This window comes from Shewanella sp. SM87 (assembly GCF_025653705.1).
Taxonomy (GTDB): Bacteria; Pseudomonadota; Gammaproteobacteria; order Enterobacterales; family Shewanellaceae; genus Shewanella; species Shewanella oncorhynchi.
Genome location: NZ_JAKKSC010000005.1, coordinates 87042 through 112882 on the forward strand (window position 1 = coordinate 87042; position 25841 = coordinate 112882).

Annotated in this window: 21 protein-coding genes; 9 read left to right on the forward strand and 12 right to left on the reverse strand. The window is 45.6% G+C overall.

The genetic code is table 11. From position 1 onward, the window contains the following. Positions 1-103 precede the first annotated feature (103 nt). The gene (locus tag L5M11_RS05670; RefSeq protein ID WP_263185413.1) at positions 104-364 is read left to right on the forward strand and encodes a sensor histidine kinase; all 261 of its coding nucleotides are present in this window, start codon (positions 104-106) and stop codon (positions 362-364) included. Positions 365-1019: 655 nt separating this feature from the next. Continuing rightward, positions 1020-1616 carry a tRNA (pseudouridine(54)-N(1))-methyltransferase TrmY gene (gene trmY, locus L5M11_RS05675; RefSeq protein WP_028759682.1) on the forward strand — a complete coding sequence of 199 codons (597 nt, stop codon included), beginning with the start codon at positions 1020-1022 and terminating at the stop codon, positions 1614-1616. 84 nt (positions 1617-1700) lie between these two features. Here the strand turns inward: trmY and L5M11_RS05680 are convergent, their stop codons facing one another. Beyond that, entirely contained in the window at positions 1701-2567 is an 867-nt protein-coding gene (locus L5M11_RS05680; protein WP_263185412.1) for a LysR family transcriptional regulator, read from the reverse strand. A 117-nt stretch (positions 2568-2684) separates the two neighbouring features. Between L5M11_RS05680 and L5M11_RS05685 the strand changes: the two genes are divergently transcribed. Further along, complete coding sequence (locus L5M11_RS05685) at positions 2685-3791, forward strand: NADH:flavin oxidoreductase/NADH oxidase (protein ID WP_263191599.1); 1107 nt, start codon at positions 2685-2687, stop codon at positions 3789-3791. A 255-nt stretch (positions 3792-4046) separates the two neighbouring features. Here the strand turns inward: L5M11_RS05685 and L5M11_RS05690 are convergent, their stop codons facing one another. Then, positions 4047-5834 (reverse strand): DUF3413 domain-containing protein, encoded by a 1788-nt coding sequence (locus tag L5M11_RS05690; protein ID WP_263191600.1) that lies wholly within the window; start codon positions 5832-5834, stop codon positions 4047-4049. Positions 5835-5900: 66 nt separating this feature from the next. Then, positions 5901-6119, reverse strand: a complete 219-nt coding sequence (locus L5M11_RS05695) for a YejL family protein (protein WP_011847036.1) — start codon at positions 6117-6119, stop codon at positions 5901-5903. Between the two features lie 77 nt (positions 6120-6196). Here L5M11_RS05695 and yejK point away from each other — a divergent pair, with 77 nt between their 5' ends. After that, a complete protein-coding gene (gene yejK / locus L5M11_RS05700; protein WP_263138485.1) occupies positions 6197-7225 on the forward strand; it encodes a nucleoid-associated protein YejK in 1029 nt (342 codons plus the stop codon). A 156-nt stretch (positions 7226-7381) separates the two neighbouring features. Here yejK and L5M11_RS05705 read toward each other — a convergent pair whose 3' ends face one another. Then, on the reverse strand, positions 7382-8380 hold the full coding sequence (locus L5M11_RS05705) for a cytochrome-c peroxidase (RefSeq protein WP_263185409.1): 999 nt from the start codon (positions 8378-8380) through the stop codon (positions 7382-7384). Positions 8381-8849: 469 nt separating this feature from the next. On the opposite strand from L5M11_RS05705, the gene L5M11_RS05710 reads away from it, so the two are divergent. Together L5M11_RS05710 and L5M11_RS05715 are read left to right on the forward strand one after the other, a co-directional pair. Then, positions 8850-9722, forward strand: coding sequence for a 6-carboxytetrahydropterin synthase (locus tag L5M11_RS05710; RefSeq protein ID WP_028759687.1), 873 nt, complete (start codon positions 8850-8852; stop codon positions 9720-9722). A 299-nt stretch (positions 9723-10021) separates the two neighbouring features. Beyond that, on the forward strand, positions 10022-10960 hold the full coding sequence (locus L5M11_RS05715; protein WP_411569151.1) for a M23 family metallopeptidase: 939 nt from the start codon (positions 10022-10024) through the stop codon (positions 10958-10960). 154 nt (positions 10961-11114) lie between these two features. Here the strand turns inward: L5M11_RS05715 and L5M11_RS05720 are convergent, their stop codons facing one another. The 3 genes from L5M11_RS05720 to L5M11_RS05730 form a co-directional block, all read right to left on the reverse strand. Then, positions 11115-11375, reverse strand: coding sequence for a DUF5062 family protein (locus L5M11_RS05720; protein WP_006081993.1), 261 nt, complete (start codon positions 11373-11375; stop codon positions 11115-11117). Between the two features lie 292 nt (positions 11376-11667). Then, the gene (locus L5M11_RS05725) at positions 11668-12351 is read right to left on the reverse strand and encodes a VOC family protein (RefSeq protein WP_263185408.1); all 684 of its coding nucleotides are present in this window, start codon (positions 12349-12351) and stop codon (positions 11668-11670) included. Between the two features lie 174 nt (positions 12352-12525). Next, positions 12526-13038 carry a murein L,D-transpeptidase family protein gene (locus L5M11_RS05730; RefSeq protein WP_028759690.1) on the reverse strand — a complete coding sequence of 171 codons (513 nt, stop codon included), beginning with the start codon at positions 13036-13038 and terminating at the stop codon, positions 12526-12528. A gap of 172 nt (positions 13039-13210) precedes the next feature. Here L5M11_RS05730 and L5M11_RS05735 point away from each other — a divergent pair, with 172 nt between their 5' ends. Continuing rightward, positions 13211-14068, forward strand: coding sequence for an ion transporter (locus L5M11_RS05735; protein WP_028759691.1), 858 nt, complete (start codon positions 13211-13213; stop codon positions 14066-14068). 45 nt (positions 14069-14113) lie between these two features. Continuing rightward, positions 14114-15655 carry an MATE family efflux transporter gene (locus tag L5M11_RS05740; protein ID WP_263191601.1) on the forward strand — a complete coding sequence of 514 codons (1542 nt, stop codon included), beginning with the start codon at positions 14114-14116 and terminating at the stop codon, positions 15653-15655. Positions 15656-15898: 243 nt separating this feature from the next. Here the strand turns inward: L5M11_RS05740 and L5M11_RS05745 are convergent, their stop codons facing one another. Next, positions 15899-16096 (reverse strand): DUF2986 domain-containing protein, encoded by a 198-nt coding sequence (locus L5M11_RS05745; protein ID WP_131523309.1) that lies wholly within the window; start codon positions 16094-16096, stop codon positions 15899-15901. A 338-nt stretch (positions 16097-16434) separates the two neighbouring features. On the opposite strand from L5M11_RS05745, the gene yqfB reads away from it, so the two are divergent. Next, the gene (gene yqfB, locus L5M11_RS05750) at positions 16435-16752 is read left to right on the forward strand and encodes a N(4)-acetylcytidine aminohydrolase (RefSeq protein WP_113940516.1); all 318 of its coding nucleotides are present in this window, start codon (positions 16435-16437) and stop codon (positions 16750-16752) included. Between the two features lie 124 nt (positions 16753-16876). On the opposite strand, the gene L5M11_RS05755 is transcribed toward yqfB, so the two are convergent. From L5M11_RS05755 to L5M11_RS05770, 4 genes are all read right to left on the reverse strand, one after another. Further along, positions 16877-19924 (reverse strand): efflux RND transporter permease subunit, encoded by a 3048-nt coding sequence (locus L5M11_RS05755; RefSeq protein WP_131523310.1) that lies wholly within the window; start codon positions 19922-19924, stop codon positions 16877-16879. After that, a complete protein-coding gene (locus tag L5M11_RS05760) occupies positions 19921-23172 on the reverse strand; it encodes an efflux RND transporter permease subunit (protein WP_263191603.1) in 3252 nt (1083 codons plus the stop codon). The genes L5M11_RS05755 and L5M11_RS05760 overlap by 4 nt, the downstream gene beginning before the upstream one ends. A gap of 12 nt (positions 23173-23184) precedes the next feature. Then, a complete protein-coding gene (locus tag L5M11_RS05765; protein ID WP_263191604.1) occupies positions 23185-24249 on the reverse strand; it encodes an efflux RND transporter periplasmic adaptor subunit in 1065 nt (354 codons plus the stop codon). A 298-nt stretch (positions 24250-24547) separates the two neighbouring features. After that, positions 24548-25834 (reverse strand): citrate synthase, encoded by a 1287-nt coding sequence (locus tag L5M11_RS05770; protein WP_105252697.1) that lies wholly within the window; start codon positions 25832-25834, stop codon positions 24548-24550. Between the last annotated feature and the right edge of the window lie 7 nt (positions 25835-25841).

Below are 25841 nucleotides of genomic sequence, written 5' to 3' on the forward strand. Positions count from 1 at the left end.
GTCACGAGGCTAGCGTAATCTGTAACGGTCAGTAGCAGGCACTGGATCTGACTTTGACCGAGTTCAAAATGCGTGCCAGCATGCTGATCCTGGCACTTTGACAGTGCGACTCTACCGCTTGGGGGCAAGCTGTTATCTCAGCGTGGAAGATGAAGGCCCTGGTATCCCTGATGAAGCTGCAAGCTACATATTCGAGGCATTTCGCCGAGTTGATCCGTCTCGCTCTCGAAAAAGTGGTGGCAGTGGGCTCGGCCTCGCAGTGGTTAAAACAATTGCTGAAGCTCACGGCGGCCACGTGGTTTGCCAGCCATCGGGCCATGGAGGAACAATATTCGTTCTTTCTTGGCCTGTTAAGGCAAGTTAAGGCTCCCCTTAACTATGTCCTGATACTGGAATTATCTATATGAACGGTGACGTGCTTAGTGATTCCTGCACGTATGGCCACCGCGTCAAGCACATTGCTGAATCGGGAAAATGCAGGGATTGTAGGTCTTCCCTAGATCCCATTGGTTGTTATCCGATATTGACTACAACTAATGGGATGTTATTTTGTTTGAATACGCTCAATTTGTTGTACTTGTAGCCTTGATATCGCATTTGCGTGTAAGTGTACATAAATTGTTGAGGTAATTAAAATGTGAAAAATCATATAATTTGTGTTTAAATTTAGCAGGTTATGATTAAACGGTTCACTGTTGTAGAGTGTCAGGCGGCGGAGGTTTGAATCCTCTCAGACCGATCAAATTAGATGCTTTTTGTTAGTTTGTTTTAATCATTAAAATAACCAGCAGTTAAGTAAAACAAAAACCCGTGTTAGCATTGCTATACGGGTTTTGTTTTTTATACCTTTTCGCTGCCCATATGATTAACGCTGCTTGCGACTAAGGTTCAAGTTCGAGTGATTAGGCTGGCTTTGGCACAGCAAAAGGCAAAAATTTTCAAGGTGAAATCGTCAATTTCACAAATTATATGCATCCGCCATTTAGCATTTAAGACATTATTGAGTAGGACATTTACCTATGCGCGCGTTTGTTTTACGAGCAAGATCAGCACCTACTGACAGTCAGTTGTTTTTGGCTTCTGTCGGCCAAGAGGCACATACCGAGATTTTAGCTCATACCCTGATGAACACTATCTTTGTGGCTCAGTCCCATCGAAACGATGTTGTCGTTTATTTGGTGCTAGAAAGTACCCATGATTTTTCCCGCACTATCTGCTTCGATACTCGAAATATTTGCCATATTGGTGGTTTTCACGAGCAAGCTTTGCTCACTAAAATTGCCAAAGCCTTAGATATTTCTCGGGGCATGACGAAGGAGCAAACCCGTGTTGTTGACGAGGGCATCAGTGTTAGCACTATCAGTTTTGAAAAGCTGGTACAGGACCTCGCGGTGGATTATCAATTGTTTATGATGGATAAGAAGGGTACATCAATCCGTGAGCAAGAATTTGTGGGTAATCCGTGCTTTTTACTGACCGATCATATTCCTATGCCGAAGAAAAGTTTTAATACCTTGAAACGACTCGGTGCGCAAAAGATCAGCTTAGGGCCAAAGATGCTGTTTGCTTCTCAGTGCGTGGTATTGATCCATAATGAATTGGATATCAATCAATAGCCTCTGAGTCTTATGTATCCGTTGCTAACGCTGACTATTCCTGTGCGGCAACTTGTGTGCGGAACCCCATTTTTAAATGGGGTTTTATATTTTCCCCTTTAAAAATGTGATCGCTTTTTGGGCTCTGCGCGATAAGGGCCATTCCGCGCGGTGGATAAGCCAAATAGTGTCTACAACTTGGCTGCCACATTCCACAACATAGATATCTTCTTGTCGTTCAAAGGCTTTGCGGGCGTATTGGGGGATAACCGTAAATCCTAGCCCTTTTGCGACAGGTTCGAGAATGAGGCTGATTTGGTTGGTAAATCCCTTGCAGGGGATCTCTTGAATGCCGGGGTGAGTTGGATATTTACGACTAAGCAGCCGAGTCGCCATGGCCTCACCATCGGGATGGGAGATAAACCCTAGTCGTTGTAAATCAGCCCATTCATTTTGTTTATGGCTCGCAGGTACCACAAGTTCAAGCGGCTCTTCGGTAAAATGTGTGCTGTGAATACGAGGATCGGAAGGTTTTAAGGTTACCATGCCGATTTCATGTTCATTGGCCAACACTGAGGCCACTATCTCACTATCAGGTGCAAAACGGTGGCGAATGCTTAACGCCGGAAAGGCTTGTTGTAATTCGATTAATAATGGAAAAAGCGTTAAACCAATGCTACCTGGAGTGATAAGGCTAATATCACCGATCTCAGCGTCATCATGGATAAGTTTCTGTTGTAGGCGTTTTTGCGCACATTCAACTTCTTTGACGTAGGTCAGCAGGTTTTCCCCAATGGGAGTGATTTCAAGCTGGCGGGTGCGGCGTAAAAACAGTGTGCCGTAGGTTTCTTCTAAGCGACTGATATGCTGACTCACGGCCGCTTGGGTGATACCTATAGCTTCGGCGGTGCGGGTGAAATTGCCTTTCTCGACTAGCACGCTAAAGGTGTGTAACCACTGTGGATTTATCATAAGTAAAATTTATCAAATCTATAATCTGTATGTGCTTTTAATTATGGCACGATAAGACTAGTCTGTCGTCATTCAGTATTCAAATACCTTTTGATCTTAATAGACACAGGAAACACCATGGCCGATCTATTTTCATCCTTCAAACTTAAAGACATCACACTCAAAAACCGTATTGCCGTTGCACCCATGTGCCAATACCAAGCCACTGATGGACTCATCAACGACTGGCATCAGGTGCATTACACTGGCCTTGCCCGTGGCGGAGCGGGTCTTGTTGTGGTTGAAGCCACTGCGGTTTCTCCTGAAGGCCGTATCACCCCCAAATGTCTTGGGTTATGGAATGACGAACAAGCACAAGGCCTAGCTAAGGTCGCCAGCGCGATTAAAAATGCGGGTGCTGTTGCAGGCATTCAGATTGGTCATGCAGGCCGTAAAGCGAGTGCCAATATCCCGTGGGAAGGGGATGACCATATTGCCGATGATGACGCGCGAGGTTGGCAACCGATTGCACCATCAGCTGTCGCATTTGGCGCAAATTTACCTAAAGTGCCTACCGCTATGACGATTGAGGACATTGAGCGGGTTAAAGCCGACTTTGTGGCGGCAGCAAAGCGTGCTTTAGCGGCAGGATTTGAATGGTTAGAACTGCATTTCGCCCACGGTTATTTAGCCCAAAGTTTCTTTTCAACCTATGCCAATCAACGCACCGACCAATACGGTGGTAGTGCCGAAGGGCGGGGGCGCTTTTTGTTAGAAACCATTGCCGCGGTAAGAGACATTTGGCCATCGCATTTACCCTTAACGGCGCGATTTGGCGTGATTGAATTCGACCATAAAGATGAAGAAACACTGACGGAATCGATAACCTTGGTGAAGCAATTTAAGCAAGCGGGGCTCGATATGTTAAACGTCAGCATTTGCTTCTCGACCCCAACGGCAAATATTCCATGGAGTCCTGCATTTTTGGCGCCTATTGCAGCGCGGGTTCGTCAAGAAGTGGGGTTCCCCGTTGCGACTTCTTGGGGTATGGATGATCCACATCAAGCCAATGCGGCCATTGAAGATGAACAAATGGATTTAGTGATGATAGGTAAAGCGTTTTTAGCGAATCCACATTGGCCATATCAAGCGGCGCAAACCTTGAAAATTGCGCGCCCATCTTGGGTATTACCCGCTTCCTACGCCCATTGGTTAGCACGCTACTCTACGGTTAAAGCCGATTGATTGTAGAGTGACTTGAGTTGATTCAAGCCTAAGCCTTAAAAAGCCGTTATCTAAAGATAGCGGCTTTTGGCTTTAGTGGCAGGTAAGGTCCATCATAAGAGACTAGCTACAAGAGACTAGCTTCAAGATAATGGCCACGCAGCCCCCACGCAGTTAAATCCAAGCTTCGTGCATTTCGTATTCACCCAGTCGCCAGAGAATAAAAAAAGCCCCAATCCTGCGGGAATGGGGCTTTTTTAACTAAGATGATGAAGCTCAGTGGTTATAGAAACGTCGACCTTCACGCATCACTTCAATCAATTCAGGCGCGCTCATTTTCTTATTGAGCCTATGTTCATAGTTTTCATCGTAAATACGATATTTCCCGTGGCGGTCAATCACTGTCACTTCTGCTTCTTGATAGATAGCAAAAATACGGCTATCACCTATATAGATCCACGTTTCTTTGTCAGGTTGTAATAGGCTGCGACCAGCGCTGTAATCTGTCGTGTTATTGGTGCAACCTAGCACGTGGGTCATTAAAGTCGGCGCAATGCCGTAATGGCTGGTGCGGTATTTGACCTTAGAAGCACCCGTATTCGGCCAGTGGATCACTAATGGCACTTTGACACTCTGTGGTGACAGGTTGCGATTAGCTTCATCACTATTGCTGGTGAACATTTTGCCATTGACCCCAGTAATAATCACTAAGGTGTCATTGGACACATTGGCCAGCATTGCCTTGAGTTGTTGATCGACAAAATACAGAGATTGGCGATATTGATTAAACAGTACTTTTTGCGCTGGCATAAGGTCGGTATTGGCTTTCACTGTTTCGATACCCAGAAAACCCACGGGAGTATCAAAATTTTCTGGCGCTTTTAAGTTAACGAGCGCAAACCAAGGTTTATTTTGGATGCTGTGCCACTCGTTAAAACTGGCCACTGTGTGCAAATCGGCATCGGCGCTGCCATTGGTTTCTTTGGCTATGACAGGATTAAAGTCATTAAACATCGCCTGTGATGAACGCAAATTGAGATTGGTTTCAGGGAGGAAAAGCCCCAATTCATAGCCTGCTTGTTGAAAACTTCTGGTCAGTAAAGGACTGGTGCTATTAAAAATTCGCGCATCGCCATAACTGCCTTGCAGGCCATAGAGTAGCGAAAACATGCCTGTTCTAAATTGGTTGCCGCCGCTGAAATGCTGGGTAAAAGATTGATTATTTTCAGTGTATTGGTGTAGGAATGGCATGCTTTTGCCATCGACCATATCCGCCCGCAAACTGTCGATGGTAATCATTAACACGTTGATTTTCTTGTCGGCCTGGCAGGTGAGTGGCTGCTCTGGATAACTGAGTACACTGGTGTTGTGATTGACGTCATCGCCTTGGTATGAACCATCGATACCGTGACTTTCCATAAAGGAGCGAGCAGTCGCGGGATAAGATAAAGGATAAGTATCGTCGAAACGGGTAATTTCGGTGATATCGGCAGCATCGGCCCAAATGTGGATCAAGTGGCTGCTGATAAAACATACACACACTAAGGTGATAACTTTATTGCCTAAATTGAGGTTTTGGATTTTCTCTATGCGTTTCCACAAAAAATTGGCCATGGTCAGTTCAATGGCGATGATGGCCAACGGGGTGACGATATAAGAAGTACCACGGAGCAGGGCATTGAGATCCGCCCAAGCTAGATCGAAGGCGAAGGGGCTCAAGTGCATGCCGTAATCGGCGTAAACAATGGTATCGTACAATAAGATACAAAGACTTAGGGTCGCGATCACCGCCGCGACACCTCTTAATATCTTTGAATAGGGCAATATCAAGGTTAGTGGAAATAGGCAGATCAAATAGGCGATAAAGGCGAGGAAGCTAAACTGACCAATAGTGCTGACGCTCAGATAAAACCAGCCATACCAAGTTTCTGGATAACCCACGCTGCCAAGGTATCGGCTTCCGACTATCATGGCTAATAAGCCATTGAAGAAGGCGAACCAATGCCCCCAGTTGATGAGCCGGGAAACCCGATCGCGGCTCATTTGCTTTTTTCGCTCGACCATAGTGATCCGCTTATTCCTAAAAGGCCTTGTATCTTATATTCTTTTGATGATTATTACCCAGTTAACTTACTGGGATTTAACCGATTGTGCGAGTGCTTTTGCAAATTGTTCGGCCACGGCTTGGCGCGATTCGCTGGGCACTTTACGTTCTAGCAGGTTAGTCACGCAGTTACCCAATGCCATCAGGCTCAGGTCAGTCGGTGCTTTATGCTTTTCTAACACAGCCAATATTTCGGCGATTAATGATTCAACTTGGGTGTTTGAGTATTTCGATTGGATTGCCATAATCAAAAAATGTTTCACTTTGGAATGGATTAGCGGCATATAATAGCGGATTTATCCCAGTATCACTATCAGGGCTTATGAGTATTAACATCGAACACGCAATTATTCACGAGATTTCTCAGGACAGTCAGGGGCAATTACGCTGCCGTTTGCGTCCTCAACCTCTGCTGAACGGTCAGGCGGTCGAGGTGATGCTCGACGAGTTGCATCAGACATATACGGGAAAGGCCGGTAAAGGTTTTGGCTATTTTGGTATCCATGGTGACGACGGTGAGGCGAATCCCGCCTTTGCCAATGCGCTAACTCAATACCGTGGCGGCGAGCTAGGGTTTGTGGAATTTTCCGGTCAAGCCAGTAAATTACTGCAAGAAGAATTGTCGAAATACGACTTCAGTCAAGGCGGTTTCCTGTTGATGTCTTGCTATACCAGCATCACCAGCGATTATTTGTTTGTGGCTTTATTAAGTGCTAAGTCGTCAATGACAGTATTAGATGATATGGAACTGTCGCAAAATAACCATTTGGATTTAAATAACATCCAACTCGCGGCGCGTATTGATTTAACTGAGTGGCAAGCCGATAAGGATTCTCGCAAGTACATCTCCTTTATCCGTGGCCGTGCGGGACGTAAAGTCGCTGACTTTTTCCTCGACTTTATGGGCTGCGTAGAAGGCGTCAACACTAAGGCGCAAAACAAAACCTTAATGAATGCGGTTGAAGATTTTGTTGCCAGCAGTGAGTTGACGAAAGACGAGCGTCAGCAGTGCCGCAATAAAGTGTTTGAATACTGTAGTGAGCGTTTCGATGAAGGCGCTGACATTGAGATCAAAGACTTGGCCGATGAGTTAGCCGATCAAGGCATGGACTCCTTCTATGATTTTGCCCGTGGCGGCAGTTATGATCTCGATGAAGAGTTTCCGGCCGATAAATCGACCCTGCGCCAATTGAAGAAGTTTTCTGGTACAGGTGGCGGCGTAACGTTAAGTTTTGATGGCGGCCACTTAGGTCAACGGGTGATTTACGATCCCATCTCGGACACGATTTTAATCAAAGGTGTGCCAGCAAACTTAAAAGATCAGCTTGATCGTCGTCTTAAAGGCGAATAGTACTTAATTAATCCATCGTTTTTAAGCGAAAGAATAACCAAAGGCCAAGAGTTTTTACTCTCGGCCTTTTTGCTAACTAAGTCGCGCTGACTTAGTGTCTATGCTAAGTGAGTACAGCTAAGTGAGTACTTCTTAGTCAGTGACTCGTTGCCTATGTTAGTTATTGGAACTAAATGGCACTGGACGTGGCGTATCTTTATTCGATGGTGGCAAAATAGGTAGCGTGATTTGCGGCTGATCGCCCGTTAAGGACTCAAGGAAGGCAACCATTTCTTTCACTTCTTGGTCAGAGAGTTTTTGCCCTAATTGAATGTCTGCCATGGTATTCACCGCTTCTTCCAAGGTCCAGACGCTGCCGTCATGGAAGTAGGGATAGGTGAGCTCAATATTGCGTAGTGTCGGTACTTTAAATACATGTTTATCAGCTTCTTTACCTGTGACGCCCTTACGACCTTCTGCTGGGTTATTGGTGTGGAACGGTTTGATGAGTCCCATTTTCATATACATGGTTCCACCGACAGCGGGGCCGTTATGGCAACTCACGCAACCTTTATCCTTGAAGAGTTGGTAACCCGCTTTGGCATTCGCGCTGATGGCATCTTGCTTGCCCAGAAGATATTGATCGAAGGGGCTATTAGGGGTGACTAAGGTTTTTTCAAAGGTGGCAATCGCATCGGTTAAACGGTCAATTGTGACTTTTTCATCGCCATAGACCTTGGCGAAGTGCGCTCGGTAGGTGGGCATAGAGGCGATAGTTTCAGTTGCGAGTTCATGGGTAAAGCCCATCTCTTTCGGGTTGGCGATAGGGCCCGCGGCTTGTTCTTTCAAATCACTGGCGCGACCATCCCAAAATTGAGCCAGCATAAAGTCGGCATTAAGCACTGTGGGCGAGTTAATTGGGCCTTCCTGCCAATGATGACCAATGGACGTTGGCAGTGCATCGACACCACCAGTGGATAAATTATGGCAAGAGTTACAAGAGATAAAACCAGATTTAGACAGTCTGGGTTCGAAGAACAGCATTTTACCTAATTCAACTTTTTCAGGCTCAGTGATCTTGGCTGCTGTAATGACTTCGATGGGTTCTGCACTGATAGCATGGGTACTGGCTAACATACCTGCGATGAAAATGGCGATAGATGTAAGTTTGGTCATCTTATTTCTCCCTGTATAACCTTGGTTTTTGTATGGTTTAACAGGGATGCTAGCGGTTAATAATGCTGAGTGATAATGCTTTGTTTCGATTGGGTCTATCGCTGTTGCGGATTAAGCTTTTGCGATCTAATTCGCTGTTTTTACGTTGTTATTTTGCTAGGTTGAGTGGTATTTCTGTTAAGATTGCATCTGTTAATCGGCAAGGTCGATGCATTGTTGCTTTCTGCCTATCGGTACCTGATGGTTGCAATGAGTCGCATTGCTGGATTTTCAAAAACCTGATACACACATCTGATACAAAATATTGGGCCGAGTGGATTCATTTGTCGCGACAACAGACGGAATTGATTAGAATCTCTGTTCATGTTGAGTTAACTCGTGTTGAGTGCCTCAAGTTAGCATGCTCGGCCATCGCCAAGCGGTGCTATAAAATTACATAGGCGGACTGTTTTTCTGCCGAGGAGCGTTAATGCAATTGTTTGTCAAAGATTTAACTGTGATCGATTTTTCCTATTTGTGCCCAAAGCGCGGCATGGTGGGGGAGAGTTGGATTGTTGATGTTCTGCTAGAGGGCGGATTAGACGAGCAAAACATGGTACTCGATTTTGCTAAAGTCAAACGTACGATTAAGCAGACCATAGATGCGGTGGCCGATCATCGTTTATTAGTGCCTACGGCCTGCAGCAGTGTGCGATGGCAACAGCAGGGCGATAGAGTATGGATGGATTTTGATAGTCAGTTAGGTGAAATTCATTTGGCCTGTCCTTCCCAAGCCTTTGCCTTAGTGCCGACCGAAGAGATTGATATTCCCAGCGTGAATGCCTTTTTACAGAAAGCATTGCGCGAAGCTTTACCTAAGAATGTCGAAGGGATCACGCTCACCTTGAGACACGAAATTCTCGATACGCCTTATTACCATTACAGCCATGGTTTACGTAAACACGATGGTAATTGTCAGCGTATCGCCCATGGGCATCGTAGTCCTATTCACGTTTATGAAAATGGCAGTCCAGCACCTAAGTGGGATGAGTATTGGGCCAAACGTTGGCACGATATTTATTTAGGCAGTGAAGAGGACTTGGTTTCAGTTAAGACCCTTAATCTTTCGCCGCAAACGCGGATAACCGATGACAGCCACTATGGCTTTCATTACCAAGCCCCCCAAGGGGATTTCCAATTGGCAATGCCAAAGGAATGCTGTGATTTAATTCCCCACGACACGACGGTTGAGTTGTTAGCCGATTATATTGCCACGACATTAGTCGCTAAAGTGCCAGGAAGTCAGTTTAAAGTGGTGGCGTTTGAAGGTGTTGGCAAGGGCGCGATCGTCGTTAAGGGATAGGCACTACGAGCTGATATAAGTGAATGGACTTAAACTATTCACCCTTTTAATCACGGATTTAATAGGCCTCGGTAGATTATCGGGGCTTTTTTGTGTGTTTTTAGCATAGGCTGAACTGAGATTACGACAGGGATGTGGGTTTGCAGAATCGATTTTTATGGTGCGTTAGGTTAACGTGGCATTGATTGAATTTGGCTGCGTTTTGTGTCGCGATGAATGTATTTAGTGGGTCTTGATCCCTATTGCCCCTCGATAAGGATTTTTTGAAGATATTGGAAACTAGGATATTGGAAACTAAGATGCTGGAAAATAATAAGATGTTGGGAAATAAAGTATCGCAATTTTTATCTCACGGTGGAGCCCCCCTAAGTTCAAATCCAGTGCGCTGCTTATCGGCATTATTCACTTTGGGCCTAGTGCTCATTGCACCTCAGGTACAAGCTGAGGTGCGTTTACAGGGTAAGTTAGAGCAAGGCGCATTAATGCGGGGTCAAGCGCCAGCGGGCACTCAGATTAGCTTAAATGGTGAAGCCATCAAGGTCACGCCTGACGGCCATTTTGCCTTTGGTTTTGATCGCGACGGTGAACTGAGCCAGCAGCTAACCTTGGTTTATCCCGATGGTTTGACTGAGGTTAAGCCTTTAACCTTAACCAAGCGAGAGTACGACATTCAAAGTGTAAAGGGCATTAGCTCGAAGATTATGAAGCCCGATCCTGTCGCGCAGGAAAGAGCGGCGAAAGACACGGCGCAGGTGAAAGCGGCGCGGGCAACATTTAGCGAGCAAACTGCATTTTTACAGGCGTTTATTTGGCCTCTGACGGGGCGTATTTCAGGCGTTTACGGTAGCCAGCGTATTTATAATGATGTACCCGGTAATCCACACTTTGGTGTGGATGTGGCGGCGAAAACCGGCACTGTAGTGGTAGCCCCCGCCGATGGTGTTATTAGTCTTTCTGTGCCTGACATGTTTTATTCGGGCGGAACTATGGTGATCGACCATGGTTATGGCGTGAGTTCGAGTTTTTTGCACTTGAGTAAGCTTTACGTCAACGCGGGTGAAGTGGTTAAGCAAGGTCAAGCCGTGGCAGAGGTGGGCGCAACAGGTCGAGCGAATGGCCCACACTTAGATTGGCGAGTGAACTGGTATCAAATGCGTCTCGACCCTACGACCATAGTGCCGCCAATGGCAACAGTGCTGACGAATGAGAAAGCCAACAAAGCGGCCAAAAAGGGCTAGGTTCGATATCCAGCTCTGGCTCACTTAAATGGCGCAATGATGCGCCATTTAATGGTGATCCTTATCGTGAACACTTAGCGAGTTGGCTTCTTTCTAGGCTAGCTTCAAATGTCCGCTTGCCAATAATCATTTTTAACCGAGTCGCCTAAAAAGATTACTTCAACAGTGGATGATCAGCAGGCAGTTGGCGGGTGATCCATAAAATCAGTTTGTGTTTCATGTTTGGCCCATCTTCTTTATCTTTGGCCAGTGGCTGAATCAAGTTGTCAGTGACCAATAAACGGTAAATACATTCCACTTTGTCTTTGGGTGAGATGCCTTTGTCAAAGTCCGCATATCCGCGCTTTTTGGCATAGCCCACGCCGATTTCCATGGCGAACTTCAATATTTGTGCTTCGTTCTTGTGTGGCTTCATTGGCGATCCTCTGTTTGCACATAGCATCCATCTACTGGACACGATAATTTGTGCCTGATGGCATCTGCGAGTTATACGTCCTAAGTTACGCTAAATATGCTGTTTTTTAGATTTAATTTTGGCGATTTTTGACAAAACTACCAAAAAACTGACCTAAAAATAACGAGAATATTGAATCTGATTAAATTGTCATCAACTCAGATGTTAATTTAGTTACTGTCGTAGGCTTTAGCTAAGGCAAGTGCAGACGAAAATCTAAGCTCAGTTTTATCTGCCTGAGTTTAAGTCTGACTTAACATTCAGATACTTGTTCACTCGCGATGACCGCTTTTATGCCATGGGGATGCACTTTAATGCATATATTGCCGCGTTTAAAGGCGATAGTTGGATTGGCTAAACGTTCTTTATCGCCTTTGGGCGAGCTCATCTTGACCTTAATCTCAGCAAGGGATGGCAAGTCTGGTAATCTTGACTGCTCTGATTCAGCTGTCTGCTCAGATTGCGGCAATGGACTCAGTCCTAGGTTGAGTAAAGGGCGGAGTGTTGGACATAAGACCAGTAAATCTTGGCTCAAGGTATCGCAATCTTTGGCTTTAGAATCAATAACTAATTCTATGTGCTCCCAGCCTTCCTGTGGATAAACTTTATCACTAGGATAGGGAAGCTCGACGCAGGCAATGCTAAATTGACCGAGTGTGAGTGGCGTGTCTAGCTCGATGATCAGAATCGTACGGCCATTGATGATGTTGTCTGAAATGATTTTACCTATGCGGCTAAAGGCGTCGCGCATGGCATCGGCACTGGCGATGGAATTGACGCGCAGCGCGACATGGTCGCAAACCAGTGCTTTATCTGCTAAGTCTAAGGTTTCAAGCAAGGCTAAAATCTGTGCTTCGAAGGCTGGCCAGCCTTGGATTAATTGCTCATAGCTGAGGTTTGCACTGTGCGGCGCAACAGGCTTGTTGAATTTAGGCATAAATACTCCAAGGCATTTCTATTGGCGTTAGTTTTATCCCTTAAGTAAATGACTGAGACTATTACAACTAACATCATGCTTTAAAAGGTTAAATAAAAACGCCCATTAAGCTGGGCGTGTTTGATATCGTTCAATGATCTATTTAGCATTTTGCCATCTGGATATTGGCTAAGATTAAGGCCAAATCTCAATTGGTGTTCCTTCATCGACCACTTTCCACACTTCATCCATTTCGGCGTTGGTAATCGCGATACAGCCGTCAGTCCAGTTGTATTGCTGGGCTTGTTCTGGCGGCAGTGACGACTTAGGGTTTTGGCCGTGGATCATGATCATGCCTCCGGGTCTAATGCCTAAGGCTTTGGCTCTGAGTTTATCCTCTTCATTAGGATAGGAAATATGGATCGATTTATAATAAGCACTATCTGGCTTTTTATAATCTAGGGTATAACGCCCCTGTGGTGTGCGTTGATCGCCTTCCTTTAATTTGTGTCCAGCGGGTAGGTCACCCATGGCGATGCGATATTGTTTGAGCACTTTGCCATCGCGCAATAAAGCCATACTGGATTCGGATTTAGTGATCACCACCAGATCCACTTTACCCATGCCAGAGGCATGTAATTCGGGTGAAACGAGAGCCGCGATAGTCACAGTGAGAGATGTCAATGTGGAAAGTAGGGTGGCGCGCATGAAGTCCTCGAAAATAAACACAGGTTGTTGGCTTTTTTCGGCATCATACCGCAATTTTATCCTACTGTGAGTAGATAATTTTGAGCTAGGTGCAATTGCATGGCAGACTCGTGGCATATTTATGCTGTAATCCCTGTGTTAGTCAGTTTGTTGCAAGGAAGTAAAAGTTTGTATGTCTGAGAATATCGAATCCGAAAGTCCGTTAAAACGTCAATTACGTACCATTATTTTTGGCACTGATACTCCCGCTGGCCGCTATTTTGATATCGCCCTCATGGTGTGTATTGTGTTGAGTGTCGGCTTAGTGTTCCTCGACACAGTAGAGATATTCCATCGCGAATACGGCCAGCTTATTTCTGTGTTGGAATGGGTATTTACCATTATTTTTACGATTGAATATGGCCTACGTTTGTACTGCGCGACTCATCCTGTTTTATATGCTCGCAGCTTTTATGGTTTAGTGGATTTGTTATCGGTATTGCCAAGTTATCTGGCGTTGCTGATCCCTGGTGCTAACTTTACCTTAGTCATCCGGATACTTAGGCTGTTTAGGATTTTCCGCGTACTCAAATTACTGCGTTATTTGAGTGAAGGAAATGTTCTACTTAGGGCGATGATGCAGTCGAGTCGTAAGGTTTTTTTGTTTTTCTTCTCGGTCAGTTTGATCGTTATGGTACTGAGTTCAGTAATGTATGTGGTTGAAGGGCCTGATAATGGTTTCAGTTCAATCCCTAAATCTGTGTACTGGACAATTGTGACTATTACTACAGTCGGTTATGGCGACATTACCCCGAAAACCGGATTAGGTCAGGCGATTGCGGCTTTTACTATGCTGATTGGTTACTCGATTATCGCAATCCCAACGGGGATTTTAACCGCCGAGATATCCCAAGAAGTAGGGCGTCATCGAGATTTACGCTCGTGTAATCAATGTCATAAGACAGGTCATGATATTGATGCCATGTATTGTAGTCGTTGCGGATGTGAGTTAGATAGCTTGGATGTGCCCGTTGATAAAGGCGTTTCATGATGACTTCGGCGAACACTTTTTATTTTTTGTAGGTAAAAGACACGTATGACGCAAGCCAAGTTTGTTGAAGGCCCCATATTACGCCATATCTTAGTGATGAGTTCGACCGCCGCGGTAGGGATTTCTGCCTTATTTGTCGTGGATTTACTGGATATCTTTTTCCTGAGCCTATTGGGAGAGCATGAACTCGCGGCGGCTGTGGGCTATGCGGGGAGTATTTCGTTTTTTACCACATCGATTGGAATTGGTTTATCGATTGCATTAGGGGCTTTAGTGTCTCGCTCGATTGGCGCAAAAGAGGTGGTGTTGGCAAAGCGCTTATTACTCAATAGCGCGGTTGTGACGACACTGATCAGTGTGCTGGTGGCGGTTGTGGTCACCATCTTCATTCCTGAGCTAGTTGCCTTAGTGGGCGCGAATGGTCATACGGCAGAGCTTGCTGCGAGCTATTTGTATATTCTCGTGCCTTCCTTGCCTTTTATCTGTCTTGCAATGGCGCTCGGCGGAGCTTTGCGCGCTGTGGGTGATGCAAAGTTATCTATGATGTCGACCTTAGCGGGGGGCGGCGTTAATGCGGTACTCGATCCGATTTTTATCTTCATGTTCGCCATGGGGATTGAAGGCGCTGCATTGGCATCCGTTTTAGCGCGGGTGGCGGTATTTGTGATTGCCGCTCGCGGTGTGGTGGTTAAGCATAAGTTGTTAGGCCATTTTGATAAGGCACATTTTGTCGCCGATCTTAAGCCCATCTTTGCCATTGCAGGCCCTACGATGTTAACCAATGTGGCAACTCCCATCGGAAATGCCTTTGTGACCCGAGCGATCGCCGATTTCGGTGATGCTTATGTGGCAGGCTGGGCAGTATTGGGGCGTTTAATCCCTGTGGCTTTTGGGATGATCTTTGCACTGTCCGGCGCGATTGGACCTATTGTTGGGCAAAACTTTGGTGCAGGTCAGTTTGACCGAGTACGTGAGAGTTTAACGCGGGCGATTCAGTTTTGTACTGTGTATGTGCTGGTAATGTCTTTGCTGCTGTTTATGCTTAAGTCACATTTGGTCAGTGTGTTTGATATGAAGGGCGATAGTGCTGATCTTATTCACTTTTTCTGCAGTTATATTGCGGTATTCTTTATCTTTTCGGGGATTTTATTTGTGGCGAATGCGTCCTTTAATAACCTTGGCAAGGCCAAATATTCCACGCTATTTAACGTAGGTAAAGCCACTTTAGGCACAGTGCCCTTTGTGTATTTTGGTGCACTTTGGGGTGGTGTTTACGGTGTATTGATTGGGCAAATTTTAGGGTCTATTTTGTTTGGTACATTAGGTGTGTGGGTTGCCTATCGTTTAGTGGATAAAGTGGCGGCGCAGGCACAGTTTTCAGCTGCGCCTAATCTTGATGCTGCGAATGCTATCCCCTGCAATGTCGTACTGAGTGAGGAAGAGGAAATCGCTAATTGTGTTGCACAGAACTTACCGAGTGCGACCAATCCACTTTCATCCTCTTGCGTGCAGATGGCGCAATTAACGGAGGAGCAAGAGAATGAGCCCGTATTACCCTATTTAGACGAGGGGAAAAAGCCTAATTGACGTTATGTGGCTTAGCTGCGCCATGTAGAAGCTGTGGGCAAGAATGCAGATAAAAATGAGCTCTTAATAACGAGGAGCAGTCAGAAAGCTGCTAATGATGTGAATGCTGAAAAACAAAATGCCACAAGATTGCTTGTGGCATTTTGTTTGAAACGGCGTTTGCACTTCATTTAGTTAAGCTAACAATGCCAAAATACGCCGCTAAAAGACTATTCTGCTGAGCTTCTTATTCTTCGTTACTGTTTATTCTTCAATACTTGGCGTGTCTTGTTGGCCTTCGACTTGTTTAGTCGCGGCTTCTGATGCCGCCATTTTTGCGCGATCAGCCTTAGAGATGTAACCTGATTTTGCAGGTGAGCCGATAGTCACTGGGTCGACTTTATTCAGTCTGGCCTTAGCGCGTTTAGCTATTTTCTTGATGATCTTTTGTTTCTTGTTCATGACGTCTCTAATTTCGTTTCGCACCCGCTACGCGCAGGAATATGAGGCCAATGGCTCAATTGAGGCGGGATTCTAACTCAATCTGAGCGAACTGACCATGTTTTGCTGAATTTTGTCGAAAACAACGGCTACTCTTTGGGAACTAGTTTTGCTAAATGGCGTTAGCATAACTATTTGACTTAAACGGCGCTGTTAGTATTTCACACGACAAATGCTGCAAATTCTGCGGTGTAGACTGTCAGTGTGGATCAAAAGCCATTATATTGCCTAGCATTATGAGTTTGAAAAATTGACTCTACTGTTATTTTATTGCTCATATCCTGAGCCGAGGAAGATGTGTGTTATTAACTAAAATCACTTTTTTTGAGCGCTTTGAGCACGATATATTAAGTGGCACTAAAACCATTACATTGCGTGATGAAACGGAATCCCATGTGATTGCAGGTCAAACACTTCCCGTTTCAACCTTCGAAACCGACCGCTGGTTTTGTGATATCCATATTATTGATGTCGTGCCAGTGACCTTAACTGAGCTCTCAGACATTCATGCTAAGCAAGAGAATATGACGTTGCCGCAGCTACGTGATGTGATTGCAGAAATTTATCCCGGTCTTGAGCAATTGTTTATGATCCAGTTTAGGGTTTTACCGCAGTAAAAGTATAGAGCGTAATTCGTAAAAGAAAAAAGGCCGCACAGCAGCCTTTTTATTACAAATTCAATGGCATATTAAGTTGTCGAAGATTGCTGAACTGTTCAAGAACATCAGCTATCCAAGACAACTAAACCGTCCAAGGTAACAGTTTTTTGGCAAAGTGATCGGCTTGGCCTAAGCGAATCGCTGCGCGGTGACGCATCCGATAAAATGCTTGATAGCACAGGGGGACTAAGTACAAACTAGTCACTGTCGAGAACGATAAGCCACCGATAATGGCGATTGCCATGGGGTAATATGGCGGGCCGCCGCCACCGATTTGGGTATCACCCATCGCCAGTGGGACTAATCCCAGTACTGTTGTACCTACTGTCATTAACACTGGCCGCAAACGGGTGATACACACCTCCCGAATGGTGTCAGACAATTTGTCGAGATCCGGTGTCATCTGATTGATTTGATCCACCAGAACGATACCGTTGTTTACCACAATCCCCATTAAAATCAAGATACCTATCATTGCCATCACAGAAATAGGGGTGCCTGTGATAAACAGCGCCCAGAATACACCTGTGATGGAAAATAGGATCGAGGTAATAATCGCCGTTGGTAATAGTAGAGATTCAAACAACGCCGCCATAACAATATAAATCATCGCGACAGCCAAGAGCATATTAGTCACCATCACGTTCTGATCTTCATCTTGGCGCTCGAAGCCACCACGGAGTGAATAGTCGTAACCATCGGGGAAACGGATATTTTCCATCACTTGCTTAATCTTAGTTTGCGCCTCTTCTGTGGTGAGGTTTTCTAAGTTAGCCCCAATCGACAGCGAGGTTTGGCGATTGAAGTGTTTGATAGTATCGAAGCGGGGTTGGATCTCAATCTTCGCCAGATTATCTAAGGTGTACACTCTTTGGTCGAGGCGTACTATGGGTAACTGCTTGAGTTTCTCAAGTGACTTTTGCCACTCTTTCTCGTAGGCCATTTCGATGCGCAGCTCGCCATTAGGATCGTGGCGGAAGGATCGCAGCGGTGAACCGCGCAGTGCCATGGAGATACTTGAGGCAATTTCATTGAGTTTTAAATCTAACCGCGCCGCCATTTGTCTATCAATGCGGATAATCACTTCTTGCTGAGCGCCATTAAGCTCGGAGCGAACATCTTGCAATCCTTTGATATTTTGCAACAAAGGAATAACTTGCTCGCTCAAGTTAATCAGCTCAGAGGTTGAGCGCCCTGTCAGTGTGACTCGCACGCCAGAGTTGTCATTGCCCCAGCCAAATTGTGGTTTGGCGATGGAATACTTAGGAAAGCCGCTACGGATTTTCTTTTTTAACTCATCCACTGACATAGGCAAATCTTTCTTTAGGAGGATCACTGATGAGCCATCGTCAGAGGCATAATAGCTGTAGACCGAATCAATATGGAATTCCTCTTTATTGTTATAAAGATACTCTTCCATTTGGTTGATCATCGCCTCAGTGACATTGAGATTATGTCGACCTTCTACTTGGTAGTTAATGTAGATTCGTTCATTGCTCTCGCTGTCTTCTTGATCCTGTTTAACCATAGATAGCGGCAGGGCGGTGGATGCGAGTATCGCTACAGCAATCACGCCTGAACGCCAAGGTCTGAGCAATACCCAATCTAGGGTATTATTGTAAAAACGTTGTAATTTACCCGCATCCTTTTCGGGGGCGATGTCGAAGTGGAACTTAGTCAACATCAAAGGGATTAAGGTTTTTGCGACCAATAGCGACGCGGCGAGTGAGATACAAATCGCAATAGCAACATGCTCTAGAAAAATGGTGATCTCGACTTTTACGCCAAAAATATTAGGTAAAAATACAATGGCGGTTGTCATTGTGCCTGCCAATACCGCCAGAGACACTTTATCGACCCCCGTCATGACTGACTCTTCATTGTCTTTAGGGTGTTTACCTTGTTTTTCCTGCAGTACGCTCTCAGTGACAACCACAGCGTTATCAATCAACATACCGACGGCGAGCAGGAGCCCCATCATAGACAGAATATTCAAGCTGTAACCGAGTAGATACATAGCGGCGAGCGTCATACCAATTGAAATAGGCACGGATGACACAACCACTAAAGTCATTTTCAAATTACGCAGGAATAAGTACAGCACGACAAAGGACAGCAGTGCACCGATTAACCCTGAAAGCAGCAAATCCATTAGTGAAGATTTTACTCCAGAGGCTTGATCTTCCATGATAAATAGGCGAATACCTTGGAACTGTTGGTCCTGCTTAGCAAGTTCAATCACCTTCATGACACGGTCTGACACTTCGACTAAGTTAGCGCCAGATTCCTTAAACACATCCAAACCCACGGCATAGTGCTTATCTAAATGTCGACCTTCGATACGTTCAGGTAGGGCAAATTGCACATCGGCGATATCGCCTAAGGTCAATCCGGGGATCAGTACTAGTGCTTTGATATCTTCAAGGTTTCTAAACTCACCCTTAGGTGAAACTTGATAAACGATATTACTGGCCCTGAGTGTACCTGCGCTCAACACAAAGTTCTCTCTGCCGAGACGTTGTTGCAAATCTGTGGCTGAAAATCCACTGGCGGCAAGGCGGTCGGCATTGATGCGTACCTCAATTTGCTTTTGCTCAACGCCGTACAGGCTGACCTTAGAGACACCTTCAACACGTTCAAGCGGACGCTTGAGCTGTTTATCGAGTAGATCGAATGCACCTGAAAGCTCACGATCACTTGAGATGCGTATGGTGAGCACAGGCATGTCGGCGGTGGAGAATTGTCGGATAAAGACCCGCTCCACATCCTTGGGCAGTAAATGCCGCACAGCATCGATTTTTTCCCGCGCTTCTAAGCTCTTAGTGGCAACGTTTTCCCCCCACTTCATGTTGATTTCGATTTCGGCGCCTTCTTGGGAGGATTCTGATTCAAGCTCATCAATCCCCCCCATAGTCGCGAGGGATTCCTCCAGCACTTTGGTAATATCGCGCTCCACTTCAGCAGGGGTCGAGCCTTTGTAAGGCACTTCCACCACTATCTGTGGGATATCAATACCAGGGAACATTTCCAGCGGTAATAGGCGACTCGAGGCGAGACCAAACAGCAAGATAGCAAAGAAGAACATGCTGGTGGTTACGGGGCGCTTAATGGCTAAACGGGTGAGGTTCATGGGCGAGCCTCCTCTACGTTTATATGTGAGCCAGTTACTGCGTATTCTTTACGGTCGAACAGGGCATAGAGCACTGGGAGCACAATTAAGGTCAGTAGTGTTGATAAACTCAGACCAAAGATCACCGTAATCGCCATCGGTGCGCGCACCTCTGAGCCATCACCTAGACCTAGCGCCATCGGCAATAAGCCTAAGGTCGTGGTGAGGGTTGTCATCATAATGGGGCGTAGGCGCGATTTAGCAGCATCGCGAATGGCATCAAGTTTTTGAGCACCTTCGCTACGCAGTTGATTGATCCGATCCACAAGCACAATCGCGTTGTTCACGACGATCCCCGCCAACATGATAAGGCCAATAAATACCACCACACTCAAGTTAGTTTGGGTGATATAAAGCCCAAGTACACTGCCACCTAATGCCATAGGTACGGCAAAGAGGATAAGCAAGGGGTGCAGTAGTGATTCAAACTGACTCGCCATGACTAAATACACTAAGAAAATCGCTAAGATAAGGGCAATTTTGAGTGATTGGAATGAGTGCTCCATTTCCTCATTTTGACCACCAAAACGGGCCTGAACCGATGCGGGTAACACTTGTTGCGATAGTATCTGCTGCGCCTGTGCAACCGCATCGCTTAAATCACCATAGGCGAGGTTAGCTGATACGAGAGCTACACGTTGTTGGCTGATGCGGTTAATCGCAGATGGGCCTAATTGTAATGAAACTTCTGCAACTGCGCTTAATGCAATAGGCTGACTGCTATTCGGATTGATGATTAAGGCATCGATATCACTGATTTGATCCCGTTCCGCGAGTTCACTGCGCACCAGAATATCAATCTTACGGTCACGCACTGTGTATTGACTGGCAACAGTACCACCAACACGTTGGGCAATACGGTTTGCAACCGTTGGCGCATCCATTCCTAGAGCCGCTAACCTTGCATGATCGAAACGGATACTTAGCTCAGGTTGACCATCACGTAGACTGGTGTTCACGTCGGCAAAACGCTCCGATGCGGATAATGCTTTGACGAGACTATCTGCGCTGCGTTTGAGTAAGTTTAAATCGTAACCTGTGAGCTCAATCTCCAGTGGCGTTTTAAAGCTGAATAACTCAGGTTGCTCAATTTTCGCTTCAAGTTCAGGAATACGGCGCGCAGTATCACGTAATACTTGAGTGACTGCGTTATAGGCACTGTGGTCGTTAAGCACCACTTGCAAGCGGCCCCAGTTTTCACCCCCGCGGGCAGTATCCGAAGTCATCAAACCGCCACTACCGGCTTGACTATAAGCATGTTTAACTTCGGCTCTGTCTTTAATTGACAGTGCAAGTTGCTGTAATATCTTGTCGGTTTCGCTCACAGCCGTACCCGGCGGCAGTAAGATCTCCACGTAAAACTCGCCCTGATTCATTGGCGGAATAAGCTCCGTACCAAGTCGCGGTAACAAACTAATACAAGCGCCTGTTATTGCAATCGTGAGTAACAGCGTTGCTTTCTGTTGGCGCAGCGCCGAGGCCAGAAGCTTGTAATAAACCTTCTCAATACTGTGGTAGACAAAGTTAAATGCTGAGCTTAACGGGCGCATCACTAGACCAATAAGCCATGAGAAAAAGCGGCCTAAAATCAACACTAAGCTCAGTAGTGCACTAGGTAAGTAACTAACAATTAATAGAATAGGAAAAGAAAACACAGTCGCACTATAGTGTTTAAGCTTGCCCATTTTAGTGGTGGGTTTATCCTTAGGTGTCGTTTTTATCAGCGCGGGTAAGGTTTTAAAGCCTTCACGTGATGCCAGCATTGGAATGGACGTTAATGCGACTAATAGCGATGCTAACAGCGCAAAAGTGACCGTTAGCGCTTGGTCTGAGAAGAGGGCGCCAGCAATCCCATCCACAAATACTAGCGGCACAAACACCGCAAGAGTGGTGAGTGTTGAGGCAAAAATCGCGCCTGCCACTTCTTTAGTTCCCGTCACTGCGGCTTCTAATTTACTCATGCCTTCGCTACGGCAGCGGTCAATGTTCTCTAATACCACAATGGCGTTATCGACCAAGAGACCTATGGCAAGGGCAATACCACCTAATGACATGATGTTTAAGCTGATATCGGCAAAATACATCATGTTAAAGGTGGCGATCACTGAGAAGGGAATCGAGATAGAAATAATTAGTGTCGGGATGATATTACGCAAGAACAGGTAAATCACTAGCATAGATAACAAGCTGCCCATCAGCGCAGAAGAGGTGACTTCGCTGACCGCACTTTCGATAAACTCAGACTGATCGTAAATCACTTCGAGCTTATTTTGCTTAGGGTCTTGATTGATTTTGACGAGTTCATCGCGCAGTTTTTTGGCGACAGCGACAGTATTTGCATCACCTTCTTTATAAATGGCCAGTTCAATCGATTCTTGACTGCCGATGCGGGTGATATCACTACGCTCTTTGTAAGCATCTGTGATGGTAGCAACTTCGAATAAACGGACTAAAGCTTGCTCGTCGCGATAGACGATCACTTGGCCGAGTTCATCTAATGAGTTGAATTGGTTTAGCGTTCGTACTAAGTATTCGCGATCACCTTGGATCACTTTACCCGCAGAGAGGTTGATGTTTTCCTCATTAATACGACGTTTAATATCATCGGCATTGAGATTGAGCTGCGACAGTTTTTCTTGATTGAGCTGAATATGCACTTCTTGCTCTAGGCCGCCAGATAAACGCACGGCGGCGACCCCAGATAGCGCCTCTAAACGACGCTTAAGTTCTTCCTCTGCATAGGTGCGCATTTGTTTGAGATCGGCTTCAGAGGCATTGGGCACAGACAGCGCGAGACGCATAATAGGGTCAAGGTTGGGGTTAAAACGCAGTAATAAGGGCTTTTTTACATCGAGCGGCAGAGCGATAGTGTCGAGTTTTTCACGTACATCTAAACTCGCCATATCCATTGTTGTGCCCCATTCAAACTCAAGCACCACATCCGACATGCCTGAGCGCGAAATAGAACTGATTTTACGTAAGCCTTTGACCACGCCAACGGCTTCTTCAATCGGTTTAGAGACGAGCTGTTCAACTTCTACTGGCGCCGCACCGTCATACATAGTGCGAATGGTTAACGTGGGATAGCTTAAGTCTGGCAGTAACTTCACCGCTAGGCGGGAAAATCCCACCATACCGAATAAAATCACTGCCAGCATGAACATCCATACCGTGACTGGCCGTTTAACGGAAGTGCTGATAATTGACATGAAAGGCTCCTATCAGTTCTTAGCGGAAGCAAGATCGAGTGGGGTGATCACTTCGACTAAGGATTGGTCTTTCAAGTTTTGCTGGCCACGGGTCACGACTTGTTCACCGGGGTTAATACCTGTAATCACTTCTACCGAATCACCTTCACGGTAGCCAATTTCGACTTCACGGCGGTTAGCATTAGTGCCATCGATAACATACAGAGCTTGCCTGTTATCTTGGTTAATCAGGGCGCTATAGGGAACGGTAATCACGTTCTCGTGGGTATCGTATTTGAGCTCAACCCGGGTAAACATGCCAGCTTTAAGGCGCGCCTCTTGATTCGGCACAGCAAGTGTCACCTTAAAGGTGCCACTTTGTGGGTCCACAATCGGGCTTATGCGCAACACTTTGGCGTGGATAGCATTCTTGCTATGTTGATTACTAAACACTTGTGCTTCTTGGCCGAGTTTTAAGCTCGCAAGCTGTTGCTCTGGCAAATGAACTATACCGTGAAGTTCATCTTGGTTGACTATATAAAACAAATCGCCAAATTCCTTCGCCATATTGCCAGCTTTCACATAGCGTTTAGCAACTACACCGCTGATAGGGGACAGTACGCGGCTTTCTTTTACTTGCAGTTCGGCGAGATCTTTTTTAGCGATAGCGGCTTGCAAGTTATATTCAAGTTTGGCCATTGAATCCGCGCTGATAAATTCTCTGTTGCTCATTTTCTTCAGGCGATTTAATTCTTGTTCGATGATTTTGACTTCGGCTTCTGAGCGGTCTAAATCATATTGCTGCCTCTTGGCATCAATAACAGCGAGCACTTGGCCCTTTTGAACGCGGTCACCTTCTTCAACAGCGAGAGATTCAATGAGTCCTGATATACGACTCACTACATTGGCTTCCTGTGGCGCTTCTAAGGTGGCAGTTGTACTGTAAAAAGAAGAAACGTTTCCTTGCATCACTGTAGTGGTTTCGACGGGAATGGCATATTTTTCTTCTTTTTTGACCACTTCTTCCTCACCACAGGCTGCTAGCATCGAAATCATTAGCAGTGGCAGGGTGAATTGAGCAATTTTTGACTTTTCCATAAGAATGTTACCTGTTGTCTTTATTGTGATGTCAGTTGTTAGCAGAAACCATGCCAATATTTAAAGTTGTTTAATTTCAGTCTATTAGTCGTATTTTTGGCTAAGTGTGATTTGTGATTCTTACTAAATGTAGCCAAAAGGTTTAAAAAGTGATGAGAATAACTAAACGCGGTTAATTAAGATTACACAAGTGCGCAATTGCAACAATGTATTTTGTCAGGAGAAGGAAGTTTAAAAGAGGATTATTTGAAATGAAAAAAGCGCCCTTAGGCGCTTTTTAATGCGTAAGTCGTGGGACTTAGCGTTTGTCTTGTGCGACGAAATCACGCGCAGTTTCACCAGTATATAACTGACGTGGACGGCTGATTTTGTGGCCTGGTTGATCTAACATTTCTTTCCAGTGAGCAATCCAGCCTACAGTACGTGCCAGTGCGAACAGCACAGTGAACATACTGGTTGGAATACCAATGGCTTTCATAATGATGCCAGAGTAGAAGTCGACGTTTGGATACAGCTTTTTAGAAATGAAGTATTCGTCTTCAAGTGCAATGCGCTCAAGCTCCATTGCCACATCCAAGAGTGGATCTTGTACTTTCAGTTCTTTCAGCACTTCATGACAGGTTTCACGCATCACTTTGGCTCGTGGGTCAAAGTTTTTGTAAACACGGTGTCCAAAGCCCATCAGACGGAAAGGATCATTTTTATCTTTAGCGCGTTCAATGAATTCAGGAATACGGTCTACTGAACCGATTTCTTCTAACATTTGCAAACAGGCTTCGTTAGCGCCGCCGTGTGCAGGGCCCCAAAGAGATGCGATACCCGCTGCGATACACGCAAATGGGTTTGCACCTGAAGAACCGGCTAAACGTACTGTTGAAGTCGATGCATTTTGTTCATGATCTGCATGTAAAATGAAGATCCTGTCCATTGCACGTTCAACAATAGGGTTCACGACGTATTCTTCGCACGGTACAGCAAACATCATGCTTAAGAAGTTACCTGCATAGCTTAAGTCATTACGTGGGTACACGAATGGCTGGCCTGAAGAATACTTGTAGCACATGGCTGCTATCGTAGGCATTTTTGAGACTAAGCGATAAGCGGCGATTTCGCGGTGACGTGGATCGTTAACATCCAGAGAGTCTTGGTAAAATGCAGATAATGCACCCGTCACACCACATAACATGGCCATAGGATGTGCATCACGACGGAAACCTCTAAAGAAGAAGGCTAGCTGCTCGTGAACCATAGTGTGGGTTTTAACTGTATGTACAAACTCAGTATATTGCGCTTTGGTCGGCAGTTCACCGTAAAGCAGCAAATAACACAGGTCTAGGTAATCGGAGTCAACGGCAAGTTGATCGATTGGATAGCCACGGTGTAACAATATACCTAGATCACCATCAATATAGGTAATTGCAGATTCACAGGAGGCAGTCGCAAGAAAACCTGGATCAAAAGTAAAGTAACCTTTGCTGCCAAGTTTACTGATATCGATTACGTCAAAACCAGCGGTTCCCTGCTTTACTGGCAATTCTATCGAGTCGTTCCCTGGTAATTCTAATTTGGCTTTTAAATCAGCCATACCCCGT